Raw genomic sequence first — 16,626 nt, 5'->3', positions numbered from 1 at the left:
CAAAGCCTCAAAGTTCCACTTCGGGGCCTTGCCTTTTTCGCCGGCTGTGGTGCAGACATTTGTTGCCTAACTGCCTCCGTCCGCACCCAACAAAGAAATTTCGCTTTGGCTTGCCACCGCTTTGGAAAGCAGCGGCCGGCTGTGATGCCACATGACGTTAACCGGAATCCCGAAAAACGCTGAAAGTCCGTCGCTCGTGATCAAATCTTTCGTATCGCCTGAAGCAAACACTTCGCCGCCTTTCAGCAAAAGCGTCTTGCCGAAAATCGGCAAAATCTCTTCTATATGATGCGTGACATAAATGATTGTTGGACCGTCCGGTTTTTTTGCGATTGTATCAATTGCTTCCAACAGTTCTTCCCGCGCGATAAAATCCAACCCGTTAGTCGGTTCATCAAGAACCAAAAGCGAAGGCTCAGCCATCAGCGCCCGACCAATCAATACGCGCTGTTTTTCGCCTTGCGATAAGGTCGCGTAAGAACGGTTCGCGTATTCGAGGCAGCCCAATTCCTTCAGGATTTCAACACCTCTTTTGTCCATTTCCGCTGTCGTCTCTTCATACAGGCCGATTGACGCGAACGCGCCGCTCAAGACCACTTCGTAGGCATTGTCGGACGGAAGAATTTTTTGCTGGAGCGATGAAGAAACGAAACCGATCTGCTTCCGAAGCTTTTCAGCCAAATAGGTTTTGCCGAACTCCATCCCAAGGACGCTCACTTTTCCTTCGGTCGGAAAAAAATACGCATTGATCAAATCGAGAAGCGACGTTTTTCCAGCGCCGTTCAACCCATACAGCACCCAATGCTCCCCCTGTTCCACCTGCCAGTTCACATTCTTCAGCAACTTTTTCTCCCCTCGTCTCCTTGAGACGTTTTCAAGTTCTAACACCTTCATTGCCTTCCCCCTTTTTTCTGTCCACTTTACCTTGTGTGTAATAGAAAGAAAATTTTGATAAGTCCTATTCTACCTCATCCAACAAGTAAAATAAACGAAAAGCGGCTGAGCTTCAGGCTCAGCCGCTCTTCGTTTTATTGGAGCGCGTTATAAACGTTCACAATGCCGTGGCCAAAATACTGGCGGCTTTTGCCTGTTCCGCCGTCTGCCGTCTGTTGAAGAAGGGAGATGATTTGGGCAGGTTCCAATTCAGGGTTTTCCGCCTTCACCAATGCTGCAGCTGCGGCCACTTTTGGAGCGGCCATGCTTGTTCCGTTCATCGTCCCGTAGCCGCCCCGGCTCATACGTATTGTATTATACGAGCGGGCTTCTGAATCCCCGCCTGGTGCAGCAAGATCAACATTTCCATAGTTCGAGTAATAAGCAAGCCCATCATGGATAGTAGAAGAAGAAACACTAATGACCCATGGGATGTCGGTGAACGTATCAAACAACGGACCTTCCCACTGTGCTCCCTCGCCTGGTTCTGTTGCCATTTTCTTTCCTAAGTCGATAGCATCGTTGCCATTCGCGCCGACAATGATCATGCCTTTGCTTTTTGCATAACGGACAGCGCGGGAAGCAGCCAAATGAAGCGTGCGTTCCTGTTCGTTATTCTTGAACGTGTATGTCCCTAAACTTAAATTTGCCACGTCCACTCCGTCGTCAGCCGCTGTTGTCACTCCCGCCAGAATGCTCGTCCAGTTGGAAACGCGGTAAGATGCAATTCCGAGTTCCGGCCCAACGCCCATGACGCGGCCGTTTGCGGCAATCGCTCCTGCAACGTGTGTTCCATGGTCTCCGTTGAACGAATTTTGGGCAGTTCCTGGAACAAACGACTTGCTGTACAGCAAGTTCTTTTGAAGATCGGGATGCGTATAGTCGACCCCGCCGTCTATGACAGCAACGACAACATCATGATTCCCGGGATTGAGTTCCCATGACTTGCCGTTGTTTGTCACACGCTTGATGTCCCACTGGTATTGCTCATACAGATCGGCACCGGCCGCATCTGCGCGCACACTTTCAGGCGCAGCTTCCACTTCAAGTTGAGGCGAGCGGATTTCCACATCTTCAGAAATCGCGGCAATGCCCGGTTGGCTGTCTGCCCATGCCTTGAAATTTGGATTGGATGTGCTGACATTGACTACGCCAATTTGCGGCACTTGCTGCACTATTTCTGCACCTAAGCTTTCCATTTCCGCCACTAAACTTTGCGGAACTTCCTCTCCGCTGAATGTGACGATATAATCCGTCTTGTCTGCCGCTAAAACATTTCCGCCGCCAAATGCCAATAATCCGGTCAATGTTAATCCCATCAAAAACTTTTTCATAAAAAGACCTCCTCTATTTGGTAGTTTTACTAGGCTTATTATATTCCATTTCCGAATTAAAAAAGTAAATATTTTCATATTTTAGAAAAATGAGAACTTAGAACTTCCTTCCTTTAGTTCTAAAAGATTAATCCATCCAACCCATATTATTCAGTTTTATAGAGGTTTGTGTATTTGGATTCAGATGATTTTCCCCCTCCTTCATCCTTCCATAGAAAAAAGCCTCCTTGAAAGTTCAAGGAGGCTCCCTTATATGAAGAAACGGTGCTATACGCTGTTACCCTACAGCCACTTCCGTCAATGCCAAAAATTCTTCCACATCCTTCACGCATAGTGCAATGGCCTCTTCCCAGAAGCCGGCTTGCTCAAGGTCGACACCCAAGTGCTTTTGGGCCAGTTGCTCGACGGTCATGCATCCAGTGTCTCTAAGCAAAGCATTATACGGTTCTTCAAAACCGCCTTCTGCTTGGAGCGCTTTGGCGTAGATGCCTTGGCTGAACAAGTAGCCGAACGTGTAAGGGAAATTGTAGAACGGAACGCCCGTAATATGAAAATGCAGCGTTGAAGCCCAGAATGTCGGATTGTAGCTCGCAAGTTCACCGCCGTATGCTTCCTGCTGCGCTTCCACCGCCATTTGGTTCAAACGCTCCACAGAAACGGTGCCATTTTTCCGCTCTTCATAGAAACGGGTTTCAAATAGGAAACGGGAATGGATATTCATGAAGAATGCGATGCTCCGCTTGATCTTATCTTCAAGCAACGCAATTTTCTCCTCTTTAGTTGCAGCGTTTTTCACCGCAGCATCGGATACAACCATTTCTGCAAATGTCGAAGCGGTTTCCGCCACGTTCATGGCGTATCTTTGGTTCAGCGCCTCTGTATCATTCATGACGTGCTGATGATAAGCGTGCCCAAGTTCATGGGCAAGCGTCGAGATATTTGTCGCTGAACCGGAAAATGTCATGAAGATGCGGGTTTGTTCACTGTCCGGAAAACTTGTGCAAAAGCCGCCTGGGCGTTTGCCTGCGCGGTCTTCCGCTTCAATCCAGCGCTTTTCGAACGCCATTTTCGAAAACTCAGCCATTTGCGGGCTGAATTTACCGAACTGCTCAAGGATGAACGCCGCGGCTTCATCATAGCTGACCTTTTGGGTCGACTTGGTGATCGGTGCGTTCAAATCCTGCCACTCGAGTTTTTCAAGCCCCAGCAGCTGCGCTTTGCGCTGCAAATACGAAATGAACGGCGCTTTCGCTTCTGCTATCGCACCCCACATGACATCCAGGGTTTTTTCGCTCATGCGGTTGAGCTCAAGCGGTTCTTTCAAAGGACTTTCCCAGTTCCGGTGCTTGTACGTCTGCAGGCGGAAGCCGGCTAAATTGTTCAAGGTTTCACCGAAAAGCTCCGACTCCTCTTCCCAAGCCCTGCTGATTTTGCTAAACACTTCTTTCCTGGTTTCTCGGTCAGGTGTGCTCAAACGGTTAGCGGCCTGTCCCATCGACAATTTCTTAATCTCGCCGTTTTCCGTGTGTTTAATATTCATTTTGGCGACGATGCTGCTGTACATCCCATTCCATGCTGAATAGCCATTGACCGATAAGTCGTTGATCAGGATTTCCTGCTCAAGCGGCAGCCTTCCTTTTGCATTCGAGCGGCGTTCATCGAGTACGAATGCAACCGGCTCCAAGCCCGGCTGTTCCAATAACCCTGACCAGACCGAATCGTCCGTCTGCAGGAACTTCTGGTCCAGCTTCGCCAAAATCGAGACGTACTCCGCCCCTAATTCACTTCGCTTGCCAGTTAGAATCTTCGCTTCGTTGTCGCTCATGTCCTGGGCCGTCAAACAGCTGGCAAATGCTCCGATTTCCCGCAGCTGTTTTGTGGTTGTTTCCAAAAGCGATAAAATCGCCACCAACTCACCGGTTTGTTCGGATGAAGCCGGAACACTGAACCCTTCCACTCCTATCGCTAACTCTTCCATGTTTTCTTTGAATGCTGCTATGTATGTTTTCAATTCCTCAGATTTGCTGCCGCCTTTGAAAATGGAATCCAAATCCCATGTGGTTTCGTAATGGTTCATTGAGTCATCTCTCCTTGAATAGTTTAGTATAGCGAAAAATATTTCGATTCCCTAAATTCCACTCCTTTAATTTTAGTCCAAATTTTCCAGCAATTCAAGCCAATAAAGAAGGAATAATCTTTTTTGGAGTCACAATAAAGGAAATGTAAGAAAAAATCGTTTAGACTATAGAAGTAATCTGTAAATTTATTCAACTAGAAAAGGAGAAATGTAAAATGGAATATGTAACGTTAAACAATGGTTTGAAAATGCCACAACTAGGATTCGGTGTATGGCAAGTTCCAGATGAAGGAGCAACAGAAGCAGTGGCGAAAGCGCTTGAAGTCGGTTACCGCTCGATTGATACAGCGATGATTTATAAGAACGAAAAAGGCGTCGGCAAAGCGCTGCAGGAATCCGGCATTCCCCGCGAAGAACTGTTCATAACTACAAAAGTTTGGAACAGCGACCAAGGCTATGAAAACACATTGCGCGCATTTGATGAGAGCTTAGAGCGCTTGGGTCTCGACTATGTCGATTTGTATTTGATCCACTGGCCGACACCGCAATTTGACGAGTATATCGATACATATAAGGCGTTAGAGAAGTTGTATAACGATGGCCGCGTCAAAGCGATCGGCGTCTGCAACTTTGAAATCGAGCATTTGGAACGCCTGCTCGCGGAATGCGACGTGCCGCCTGTCTTGAATCAAGTTGAATGCCATCCGTACTTGGCCCAAACAGAACTAAAGTCATTCTGCGCAGAACACAATATCTTTGTTGAAGCTTGGAGCCCGCTTGACCAAGGCGGCGAAGCGCTGCAGGATGAAACAATTAAGAAAATTGCGGACGCGCACGGCAAAACGACGGCCCAAGTCATCCTTCGCTGGCACCTGCAGAACAACTCGATCGTCATCCCGAAATCGGTTACGCCTTCACGCATCGAAGAAAACTTTGACGTGTTCGGTTTCGAATTGTCGGATGATGAAATGGAGCAGATCCATAACTTGGACCGCAACAGACGCAAAGGCGCTCATCCGAATGAGATGAATGTACGGTAAATCAACAAAATTTATATGTATAGCAAAAGAAGCTTATCTCTATTAGGAGATAAGCTTCTTTTTGAACAATTATCCAAACACTTTCAGTAAAATAAAAAGGTATATTGATGCTTTCATTTGACAAACTTCAAGGAAAAAACCTTTAGAATATAATTGATATTCCCAAAAATATACCTTCTGAAAAGACGAAATGGCTCTTGAGAAAAGCGATATAGCCATTCAAATCCTGTTTTCTGCATTAATAGAGGAGCCCGTTTTACATTGTTTGAGTAGTAATCAAATAGGCCTCCGCAAGTAATTATAGATAGCGTTTCTATTTCTTGTTGATGAGCATTTACCCATTTTTCCTGTACTGGATTCCCAAAACCGACAAACAATATATCTGGTTTTAACTTATTTATTTTTTCAATAACCTGATTACTGTCTGTTTGTTTATTAAAATATCCATGATGTGATCCTACAAATCTTACCCTGGGATACTTGTTGCTAAAAGATTTCATCACTTTGTCAGCAGTTTCTCCTTTACTGCCTAATAAAAAAACTTTTACTTCTTCTTGCCTTTTATCGATTTCTCCCATTAAAGCAGGAAATAAATCTGTAGTGGCTATACGCTCTTTTGCAACTGGTAGTCCAAGTATTTTTTGGGAAAAGACAATGCCCATTCCATCCACATAAACTATATTTTCATTTTTATTAATGATTTTTCTGTACTCTTCATCTTTCCAATACTTAAGCATACAATCCGGGTTAAGGGCATAGTATACAGTCTTTGTCCCGGAACTAATATTAGCTAAAATTATATTGATTAAATCGTTCTGTGTCCCCAAATATAAATCTCGATCAATAAAATTTTTCATGCTATTCATTCCTTATGAGAGTAATAGAAAAGTTCTTGTCAATATTCTAGTGTTTTCTCGTTATCCAACTATTTTCATTTACTAGCAGTGCAACAAATATAAAGTAAAGACAGAGCAACCAATTGGCACCGTCTATATCTTCAACTATAAAACTGACAGACATTAATAAAATAAATATGCTTATAATTTTTCTATTGAAGCTGCTTTTCAAAAAAAGAATTTTCGAATTAATTAAAATAAATAAACTAATCCCCAATAAAAGACCAACAATTCCTGTTTTATAAAAAAAGCCTAGAAACGTTGAATGTGAGCCTAACGGATAACCATTTGAAGATATCTCTTTTATTCCCATCCCAATAAAAGGAGACTCCCTAAAAGCAATATTCATACTCTCTTCTACTATTAATCCCCTGCTCTTATTGCTTCCTTCTCGCGCAGCCATTAATTTTTCAATTTGCAAAGACATTAAATGATATATATCTGTAAAAAAAAATACTGCTATTAATATAGAGGAAATCAATAAAAATAAGGAGAAAAAGACATTTCTATTCATAGTGTAATGAACGAAATAAACAATACCTATAATTATGGCTGTTCCAATGATTATGTAACCACTTCTTGAATAACTACTGATCAATGGGAAAATTCCTATGATTAATAACACAACTTGTATGGTTCTATGCTTAAAGTTGCGAATATAAATAAAGTATAGTGGATAGAAAAAAATACCAAACATTATAATTAGGTTTGAATAATCCATTAATCCCATAAATCTTATCACAACTTGCTGATCAAAGTATTCAGTATAGTATAATCTTCGAGTCATGATATTTAATTCACTTATGGATGTAATGGTATGAATAACCATGGTTATTATCCAGACAATGATTAATATTGAATAGTTTATAAATGAAATTTTATATAATCTTTTCATATCAATATCAAGGTTTTTGTAAATCAAATAAAGTAAAACAGCTAATACCCAAGTACCTAAGGAATTAAATGCTGCTAATACACGGACAAATTCAGATGAGCGAATCAACAGATTTAAAAAAATCGAAAAAGCATAAAGCAAAATATAGGAAAATAAAAAAAAACTTAATGTATCAAAATATAATTTATGCCTTTTCAATAAAAGCACTGTAACCAAAAATAAGAAAACAAATTGAACTTCTTTAGGAGTTATGATAATTGGCCAAAGTATATAAAATAGAAGCAAATCATCTTCTAAAATACCACTTTGTTTCTTACCTATATTTTCATTGGAGAAAGCTTTGACATACTTTGCTTCTGCAGTTTCTCTAGAATCTATAATGCTCACTAAATTCACCACCTCCTTCACGAACTTTTACTTTTAGAAAAACTAGGTAAATGTATTATGATTTTTAATCAATTACTAAATATTACAAGTGTTTCTTATTCCCTCTTTTTCGCATCCTCAGTTACACGCGTAGTCCATTTATTGAAACATTATGATTATTTAATACTGCACCTAGTAATCTAGCATCTGTTTTATCTAATATTTCCTTTGCTTTTATTGCTAGATTTTTTTCTGTTTCCTGAGAATTGAGTACTAAAATAGAACATTGACTTCTATCTGCTATTAATTGAGCATCAGATACGTATAATATAGGCGGAGAATCAAAAATAACTAGGTCATAATTAGCTATTGAGTTAACTATAAGTTCATCCATCGTGCTAGAAGACAACAACTTAACCGGATTTGAAGGTGTTGGCCCTCCAGTAAGAAGTTTAAGTCCTTGAATTGAGGAAGAAATAATTGCATTCTCTAACGAAACTTGTTGATTTAGTACACTCGAAAGACCATGTATATTTTGCTGATTGAAAATTTGATGTATAGTTGGTTTTCTTATGTCTCCATCAACAAGCAATACTTTTTTTCCTTCTTCTGCAAATACTGCGGCCAAGTTCGTTGCTGTAGTCGTTTTTCCTTCAGAATATGAAGGTGATGTGATAACAATTGTGCTTATTTTTTGTTTTTTCATTTGGAAGTTTATACTTGTTTTTAAATTTCGAAATTGTTCTGCTTCGTATGATTGAGGCATTGAATTGACAATAAGCTTGCTACCAGCGTTAATTGGATCATTGTTCAATACCATAGTTAAACCTCTTTTCTTTCTAAATTTCTCAAAGTAGAATTATTTATTTTTTCTTTTTCTGCTAAAGAAGGAATCATGGCAAGCACTGGTATATTCAGTATGTTCTCTACATCTTTTTCATTTCTAATAGTGGTGTTCATATAGTTAAATAAGAACGCTAGACTTGACCCTACTAATAGGCCGATTACGGACATAACTGCTGTGTTCACAAAAATATTTGGTGTAACTGGTGAAGGGCTTTCTCCTATGGCTGCAGGAGATATTACTGCTACATTATTTACATTAAGTATTTCTTTAATTTCTTCACTAAATACTTCTACTGTCGTATTAGCAATTAAGACAGCCCTTTCAATATCTATATCTCTTACAGAGATATAGATAACTTGAGATCCATCATTAGAATCAACGGTTATTTTTTCAGTCAGTTCTTCAACTGTAAGATTCAAATTTAGCTTTTCAATTACTTGGTTTAATATATTAGGAGTTTTGATAATATCGCTATAAGTATCAATTAGCCTTAAGTCTGCTTCTATATTCTGATTAGATTCCTGACTATTTAGCGCTCCGTTTCGATTTACTAAAATTTGAGTTGAACTTTCATAAAGCGGAGTTATTGAGTAGTGAGAAACCATTCCTGCAATTAATCCCAACGCAAAAGTGATAGAAATTATTAAAACTTTATATTTATTAAGCACTTTAAAAACTTCTCTTAAACCAAGTTTTTCTTCCATATTTCTCCTCCTGCTAATGTACTTAAAGCAATCGACTTCTGACTCGCTTTATTCAACTGTTGTAACACAGTAGACAATTCCTATTACTATTTGTTGAAATTTTTATATTTGATAAATGTATTATTTTCAACGAAAGAGAGTTTACTATATTTATAATTAATCCTCCTTTAGTAAATTTTTAATGACAAAATAATGTAAACCGGTTCTTACTATTTTCAATATTATTATTATTAAAATTTGTGAATTTCCGAGCCTTTTAGCACTCTAAAAATTGTTTCCCTAATCTTATCATATTTTTAAAACATTAAATAGAAAATTCAGATTTTTTAATATATTTATTTTTAATACAGCTATTTTTATATATTAAGACTATAAAAACTTAAAATTTTGGCTATTGAATTCTTAAACATTGCTTAAATTATATTTAGATAACATCAACTAAAACCTAATGCCGTCAGATACTCTTACACTCGGAGAACTTTCTGGTCAACTTAATAATGGCTCAATTTCAAGGGCGATTTCACTTCATTTAATACAAATTAAATTTAAAGACCTGAACGTTTTCTCTTAAAAGAGCATAGCGTTGAGGTCTTTAAATTTATATTAGAATCACTGCTTTACTTATAATAGCATTTACTTATTAGTTTTTTAATGAAATAAACTGCATAGTATCAAGGAGATGATTGCACTATACCAATTACTAGCTAAGTCTCTTTCGGTTTTTCGATACAAGATAAAGGGTTGTATAAAATGTCGAAGATATCGACTTACCAATAGAATCAAGCTTTTTAATATAGTCAACTCCTAATCTTTCACCAAAGAATAATACATTCCGATTCAAGTGTTCATTATACTTCCATTCTGGAAACCGATCGTAAAGTAACAATCGCGTTTCTTTCATCTTCAGATGAAATCCCCAAAAGTTGTACTTGAAAAATTGAAGCTGCCTATACATATTTGACCAACAAAGTAATTTGACATATTGATAACATAAACCAGTTTGATTCTCACCTGTTAAAGCACCTTTTGTTGAATAAAATTTATAAATTTCTTCCATTGCACTGTATATATCATTAATATTTGAAGAAAGCGTAGACAGTATACTACCTTTTCTATTTTTTCTATAAGTGTATAATGGTTCGTTAATATAAACATAAGTATTCGTATAATACAGCAACTTGTAAATAGTTTCTACATCCTCGAAAATCCGATCTTTTGGAAACTTTACATGTTCGAACAAGCTGGTCTTGTAAACTTTATTCCAAGCACTGGCCTGAACTGTCCAAAGGACTTCAGCAAAATCCATGCCTTTAACCGCTTCAGGCTTGCTCCCTTCCTTAACATTTACATAATCGTAAATAATCATATCTGGTTCGTCTTCAAGCACTTTAAATATTTTATTAAAAAATGGTTTTTGTATGGTATCGTCACTATCTAAAAAAGCTACGTAATTATACTGTACATATTCAAGTCCATAATTTCGCGCTTCTGATATTCCTCCATTTTCTTTTAATAAATAAAGGAAATTTGAATAAGCGCCTGCATACTTTTTGGCGATATATCCGGAGTTATCTTGAGATCCATCGTCCACTAGTATTATTTGAACATTGGGTAAAATTTCCATGCTATCAATAACTGATTGCAAACATTCCTCAATGTATTCCTCCACATTGTAAATAGGTATAATCATGCTTAACCCACTTTTTTTTTGCATGAGGACTCACCTCCACGAATCATTTTCTACATTTTTTTATTGGTTTAATTTCCAAACTCTTTTTTATTTATCTGATAGCAAACCATTCATTATAAATTTATAAGGTTAACAGTAAGCTAATAAAAATTAGAGTGCATGTCTGTGTTAATATTGTAACGATTAATATTTTCTTTCAGGATTTTTGTATGTAAAATTCTTTTTTAACATACCAGTTATTAAAACTGCTACTTATTACTATTTAATATATTGTTTTTATTGCCTTTACTCATTAAATTAACTCAGCATTAATAACTTCTTTAGATCTACTATGTGTATCCGTACAAACTTTTTTTGAATAAGCCATATTAAATAAATTATGGTTATCCTATGATGATATTAATTTTTCCTTGAACCCATTAACTATCACGTTAACCTCTTTTATATTCATAAAATAAATTAATACAAAATACGATATAGAACTCACAACAATAGTAATCAGCAAGGATAAATTTAAATTGATATAAAGCTTTAAAAATTGGAATAGCACTACAATAATCATTCCCATTACTGCTGAAGAAGCAAGTACCTTCACTATAGAAGTTGTTATGCTCATTAAACCAAGGTATCCAAGCTTTCGTTTAAGGCTTATTGTCAACAATGCCGTACAAAATATAGCAGAAATACTGGTAGCCAATGCTAAACCACTTATTCCCATATATTTTGATAATATTACATTCAATATAATATTCATTGCCATGGCTATAGCAGCATTGATCATGGGAGTTTTACTATCTTGTAGAGAATAAAAAACAGATGAAAAAATATCTCTTAATGCGTAACCTATCAATCCAATCGAATAATAAAACAATGCGTTAGCAGTCATAATTATTGCTTCCTTATCGAATGCCCCTCTTCCAAATAACATCGTGACAATTTGTTCAGATAACATCATAAATCCCAGAGTTGCTGGTATTATTAGTAATATCACACCTACAATTACATTTGATAAAACAGCTTTTAACCCTAATAAATCGCTATTTGCAGCTTTTTTAGATAAAAAAGGGAATAATACAGTGGTTGTTGATACAACAACTACCGCTAATGCAAAACGAGTTAAGGTATATGCATAATTTAAGGCTGAAATGCCTCCAATCGATATTTGCGATGCTATAGTTCTGTCTACAATAGTATTGATTTGATCAACTGAAGTCCCAATAATAACTGGAATGGCAATAACAATTAGCTTTTTAATATTTTTGTCTTTAAAATCTAAAACAGTTTTATAACGATATCCTTTCCTATAAGCATGTATAATTAAAATAAAAAATTGCACAAAAGTTGCAAAAACATATCCAATAATTAGCAAGAATACGCTTGAACTAAAACTTACAGCAATTGAGATTATTACTAATACATTCAAGGGGATTCCTATTATAGTAGATATAAAAAAGCTATCTTTAACTTGTAAATAACCTTTGAATATATATATCATGGTTGTGAAATATATACTTATAATACTTATCCTTGTAAACAATACAGCTAGTGATAATGCGTCCTTATCAAAACCATAGGCAAATACTATAACGATACTCTCTGTAAAAATTAACCCTAATGTTATTAAGATAGTGCTAAATATGAGCAACAGGTTAATGAGATTATTTGTAAACTTCAGACCTTCTGTAGAATTAACATTCTGTATTAAGTTACTTAACAAGGGTATATACCCCGTTGATATTCCAGTTCCTAAAAAGACGAACATAGTACCCGTTATAGTTAAAGTGATCAGATAAACATCACTGATATTAGAAGTTCCATAAAAATAGGCTAAGGTTAAATCTCTTCCAAAACCTGTAATTTGTGAAATGATAGTTAGAATCATAACAATCAAAACTGTTTTTTTCATATTAACTCATCAGGCCCTTTAGATTTTTCTTTATTTCTTTTATTATATAGGCATTCATTTTATAGTAATCAACCTGATAAAAGCATCGGAATTATAATTCCTTTAATATATTGAAAATTTAAATTCGGGAGCATCTTTTATAAATTTTAAAAATTATGAATATTTTTTAAAAATTAAAAACGATGGAAATTTAGGTGCGAACCATGTAGATTTTGGCGGCATTATAGTATTGTTGTTAGCGCAATTTATAAATTCTTCTTTTGTTATCGGGTATGTTTCAATCAAGATATTTTTCTTACCTGGCGAGGACTTATAATTTTTCAAATCCGTATCCGAAAGATACTGAAGGCTTCCCGTATCAAATATCCGGAAAGCTTGAGAAATAATTTGAGTGTTTAATCGGTATATATCGTTATTCCAAAAAGCATCTGAATTTAACTCTATAAGACTCACAACAAATTTTTCTTCTTCATACTCAAGGCGGATTTTTCCTTTTGATAAAGGTGTATTTTCTTTCATAACATTAAATTTTGTATAGATAAATTCTTTCGCATTCTCAAAAAGTTGCGCATCTATATTTGGAATAATTCGATGGATAGGTAAAATATCTAAGTACTCAAAACTTATCAAGCAGGACAAAACCGACCTTTTAAAACTTGATAACGAAGTTGTATATAGGCGATGGTGTCCATCAGCTACATAAATGCTTTCTTCATCCTCAAATTCTTTTGTAATTTTAGCAGCTTCTTTTCCACAAAAAACATAGATTTCCAACCCCCCATTCAGACTGAAATTTTCCACATACTTCTTTTCAGAAATATAGTAAGAGTAATTGATTTTCTTCCTATGGGCGAGGAGCACCGGAGCGGCTTCACAATTATAGCTATGAAGATTGCTAAGCATCCCTTGCACAGTGTCCGGCATTACAAGCTCATGGCATTTTATTTTACCCGAGTTATATTCCTTGATCGGCACATCTCCAACCAATCCAAAAACCTGGTTATACTTAAAAACATACACGGCATCATTATAATTTTTGATTGGCTGTCCATTTAATCGTTCTTTTTCTAAACGAGTTAGGAATAGCGTTCTTTCATCAAGTGCTAATTTATCGTCTTCTATATTGACTAAGTTAATATATTCAGAATCGTAAATTTCTCCACTAATATTAATAAAAGATTTTTCCAGTACATTTATCTCCAACATGTCTCACCCCATATAAAAATTCACTTCTATCTTTAGGAGTAAACTAATCCAGTTACTTTCTTTCGATTAAAAATTCCTAGCGAAAACGTTATCAATCTTTATAAAGCCCTTGTATGTATGGCTTTAATATAAAACTCTTTAAAATAACGAATTAAAAACATTAACAATTAAAACTTTGTCATTACCTTTAAAAAATAAATAAAAACAAATTTGATACATATATCGCGAATTAAAAACCGACATAAGTTACATTTTTTGCTTATACGTTTCTTCTACTATTGTATTATGTTCCAAAATTTCTTTTAAAGCTGCGACCATCATATCGTTTTCTTCCGGCCTTTTTACTGCTAATCGAATATACTCCCCGTCTATGCCGTTTTTTTGAGACAAATCTTTTATTAATAGATTGAATCTGTCTAGCAATGCTTCTGTCACATCTTTTGCTTTGGTGGACCCTAATATTTCACACATTACGTAGTTTGCTTGAGAAGGTAATACATATATAGAGCTTATAGTTTTAAGATCTTCAATGTAATCCCTTCTTACTAACTTGAATTTTTCCATAGCGTTTTTATAATCGTCTTTATACTTTTCAGAAATTTGCATATAGAATTCCCCGAAAGAATTGATATTCCAAATAGCTATATCTCTTCTTATAATATCGATTAGATTTGTATTATAGGATGCTAGAATACCTAGACGAATTCCCGGTACACCAAAAGATTTAGAAATACTTTTAAGGATAATCAAATTAGGATAGCTTGATAAAATTTCTTCTTGCAAAAGGGTAGCTCCTACCTCATCCGCAAAATCGACAAAGGATTCATCAAGAATAAAAGATATTTGTCTTCTTTCCGCCCATGCTGCGATTTTTAAAATATCGTCTTTATGGATATAATTCCCAGAAGGATTGTCCGGGTTGATTAATAATAAAACTGATATATCCTTATTGTTATAAAATTCCATTAAATCATTAGCTGTATAAGAATAATCTTTGTTATTAGGATAAAAAGGAACAAGGTCATCAGTATCTTTCCGGTTTACATATTCTTCAAAAGTAGGAATAATAATTCCAATCTTGCCACCCAAAATTTCCATCAATGATTTGATTAGTTCAGCAGCTCCGTTGCCGACAACTACATGCTCTTTTTTTAAACCAAAATATTTTGCAGCCAATAAACTATTAACGCCTATTCCCGAAGGATAATCACAAATTAGACGATCGAAATTAGCTTTAATTTCATCTAACAACTTCGGAGACGGATAGAACGGATTTACTAAATAACAAAAATCAATTAAGTTCGGATATCTCCAATACCCTCCATATCTCATCTGTATTTTATTTAGCCTTTCTTCAGGAGAGGTAGCAAAAATTGATTCAGCGATGTCAAGATCTTGTACATCATCAATTTCATACCATGTTTCATTTTCTAGTAAAGCAGCTTTTATCTCTGGTTTATCTAGCATCGTAATCACTTTAAGTACTTGTTCATAATATTCGTTGTTTCCAAGCGCTTTACTGTAAGCTTCTAAGAAAGGCACATAATGAGTAACAGAAAATTCTTTACTAAATTTATAGATATTTACTGTCTTATAATACTCTTTTTTATCTTCATACTTGAAGTCTTTTTTCCCTAGAAAGCTTCTGATATTGTTTTCCTCATCCAATGTTACTACTGTGCCATCCATCCAGCTTTCATATTTATCAACTAGTGCGAGGCTAGGATATGGATTTTCAATTAATTTATTTAGAACAGAACTTTCAAAGATTAAATCCGATTCCAATAACAATGTATCTTCCCTCACGAGATGATCTCTTGCCAAATAGAGTGAATAAATATTATTTGTTTTATCATAGATTTTATTTTCCACATATTCTATTGGCGTATGAATTTCTAAAGTCGTAACAAAGTCCTTTAACTCTTTTCCTTTGTATCCAATTACCAAGACAATTTTTGAAAGCCGCAATTTATCTAGTTGACGAAGCATTCTCTCAATCATTGTTACACCATTTACTTTTACCATACTTTTTGTATTGTTATTAGTTAGTTCTTTAAGTCGCTTTCCCATTCCCGCTGCTAAAATGATTCCCTGCATTGAGTTTCAGTCCCTTCCTTCATTAATAAATTTTTTAAAAACATTTCCTGACCTTATATTTATTTTTTTACTTTTTCACTTATTCATACTAAATGCCTCTATTATTAAATAACCTTTTGCCTAAGTCATATCAGTTAACGATAAACTAATAATTGAAGCATAACTCCTTAAATTTTTTGACTAGTTTTTTCAGTTTTGACCTTCGACAAATTAACCTTTTACAGCAATGAATAAATAGAATTGTTTTAATTTTACGAATATTAAAATAAAATAGCAAGTAGTTATTTCCTATTTGAAATTTAACTAACAACAGTAGTTTTCTTTAACTAAAGTTTTTCTTATTAGACTCTTAATTAATCTTATTAACTTTTCTCCTATATTTATCAACATAGTAAAAAATTCATTTCAACTCTTGTATAGTTTTCAGAGGTTCTTAGTTTTTTTAACAATTTAAAAACCCCTTATCCACTAATTATTTTAGTTTCGGAATAAGGAGTTTTCATATATTCATGGTAAGTTACTAAACCCTAATCGAAAAACATCAAGGAAGTAGTGGATAATATAAAATCTTTTTATTAGAAAAACAAAATCACAAGACAATGCAATGAACACTTTTAATGATTTCAATAAACAAT

The 16,626-nt window shown here is 35.7% G+C and carries 12 protein-coding genes; 1 reads left to right on the top strand and 11 read right to left on the bottom strand.

Annotated features, from left to right (window positions below):
* Positions 1-66 precede the first annotated feature (66 nt).
* The 3 genes from FQV30_RS04600 to FQV30_RS04590 form a co-directional block, all read right to left on the bottom strand.
* On the bottom strand, positions 67-894 hold the full coding sequence (locus FQV30_RS04600) for an ABC transporter ATP-binding protein (protein WP_146498945.1): 828 nt from the start codon (positions 892-894) through the stop codon (positions 67-69).
* Between the two features lie 134 nt (positions 895-1,028).
* Complete coding sequence (locus FQV30_RS04595; RefSeq protein ID WP_186725523.1) at positions 1,029-2,267, bottom strand: S8 family serine peptidase; 1,239 nt, start codon at positions 2,265-2,267, stop codon at positions 1,029-1,031.
* 277 nt (positions 2,268-2,544) lie between these two features.
* Complete coding sequence (locus tag FQV30_RS04590; RefSeq protein WP_146498943.1) at positions 2,545-4,344, bottom strand: M3 family oligoendopeptidase; 1,800 nt, start codon at positions 4,342-4,344, stop codon at positions 2,545-2,547.
* 215 nt (positions 4,345-4,559) lie between these two features.
* Here FQV30_RS04590 and FQV30_RS04585 point away from each other — a divergent pair, with 215 nt between their 5' ends.
* Positions 4,560-5,384 (top strand): aldo/keto reductase, encoded by an 825-nt coding sequence (locus FQV30_RS04585; RefSeq protein ID WP_146498942.1) that lies wholly within the window; start codon positions 4,560-4,562, stop codon positions 5,382-5,384.
* Positions 5,385-5,497: 113 nt separating this feature from the next.
* Here the strand turns inward: FQV30_RS04585 and FQV30_RS04580 are convergent, their stop codons facing one another.
* From FQV30_RS04580 to FQV30_RS04545, 8 genes are all read right to left on the bottom strand, one after another.
* Entirely contained in the window at positions 5,498-6,241 is a 744-nt protein-coding gene (locus FQV30_RS04580; RefSeq protein WP_186725522.1) for a WecB/TagA/CpsF family glycosyltransferase, read from the bottom strand.
* Between the two features lie 46 nt (positions 6,242-6,287).
* The gene (locus tag FQV30_RS04575) at positions 6,288-7,562 is read right to left on the bottom strand and encodes an O-antigen ligase family protein (protein WP_146498940.1); all 1,275 of its coding nucleotides are present in this window, start codon (positions 7,560-7,562) and stop codon (positions 6,288-6,290) included.
* Between the two features lie 121 nt (positions 7,563-7,683).
* Positions 7,684-8,361, bottom strand: coding sequence for a CpsD/CapB family tyrosine-protein kinase (locus tag FQV30_RS04570; protein ID WP_146498939.1), 678 nt, complete (start codon positions 8,359-8,361; stop codon positions 7,684-7,686).
* Between the two features lie 2 nt (positions 8,362-8,363).
* A complete protein-coding gene (locus tag FQV30_RS04565; RefSeq protein WP_146498938.1) occupies positions 8,364-9,092 on the bottom strand; it encodes a YveK family protein in 729 nt (242 codons plus the stop codon).
* 700 nt (positions 9,093-9,792) lie between these two features.
* Positions 9,793-10,806 (bottom strand): glycosyltransferase family 2 protein, encoded by a 1,014-nt coding sequence (locus FQV30_RS04560; RefSeq protein WP_146498937.1) that lies wholly within the window; start codon positions 10,804-10,806, stop codon positions 9,793-9,795.
* Between the two features lie 364 nt (positions 10,807-11,170).
* Positions 11,171-12,688, bottom strand: coding sequence for a murein biosynthesis integral membrane protein MurJ (gene murJ / locus FQV30_RS04555; RefSeq protein ID WP_146498936.1), 1,518 nt, complete (start codon positions 12,686-12,688; stop codon positions 11,171-11,173).
* A gap of 153 nt (positions 12,689-12,841) precedes the next feature.
* Entirely contained in the window at positions 12,842-13,894 is a 1,053-nt protein-coding gene (locus FQV30_RS04550) for a DUF1015 family protein (protein WP_146498935.1), read from the bottom strand.
* A gap of 246 nt (positions 13,895-14,140) precedes the next feature.
* On the bottom strand, positions 14,141-15,991 hold the full coding sequence (locus FQV30_RS04545) for an aminotransferase class I/II-fold pyridoxal phosphate-dependent enzyme (protein WP_146498934.1): 1,851 nt from the start codon (positions 15,989-15,991) through the stop codon (positions 14,141-14,143).
* Between the last annotated feature and the right edge of the window lie 635 nt (positions 15,992-16,626).

The organism is Planomicrobium sp. CPCC 101110, from assembly GCF_007859395.1.
GTDB lineage: Bacteria > Bacillota > Bacilli > Bacillales_A > Planococcaceae > Planococcus.
This window is presented reverse-complemented; position numbering and strand designations above follow the sequence as displayed.